Below are 355 nucleotides of genomic sequence, written 5' to 3'. Positions count from 1 at the left end.
AGCACCCTGACCAGGTATGGATTCGAAACCCACCTGTCCTCCCATATGTTCAACCAGTTCACGCGTAATGGCCAGGCCCAGACCGGTTCCACCTTTTTCACGGGTATCAGACGAATCTGCCTGTGCAAATTTCTGAAAAATTCTGCTTCTGAATTCCTTTGGAATGCCATTGCCCCGGTCCGTGACACTGATACGCACATAGTCATTCTGCAAACTGGTTGAAATAGTCACGGTTTCTTGTTGAGGCGAATATTTAATGGCGTTGGACAGCAAGTTAGAAATAATTTGCATGAAACGCTGACTATCGACAGAAATCAGGACTTCAGGTACAGGTTCATTGATAGACAGGCTTATC

General features: G+C 45.9%; 1 protein-coding gene. It reads right to left on the bottom strand.

The window, feature by feature from the left end:
- The coding region (locus KDM89_RS20610; protein ID WP_329604716.1) for a sensor histidine kinase at positions 1 to 315 on the bottom strand (315 nt) is incomplete at its 3' end.
- Positions 316 to 355 lie beyond the last annotated feature (40 nt).

It is taken from the genome of Cognatundibacterium luofuense (assembly GCF_018139685.1).
Lineage (GTDB): Bacteria > Pseudomonadota > Gammaproteobacteria > Burkholderiales > Burkholderiaceae_D > Undibacterium > Undibacterium luofuense.
This window is presented reverse-complemented; position numbering and strand designations above follow the sequence as displayed.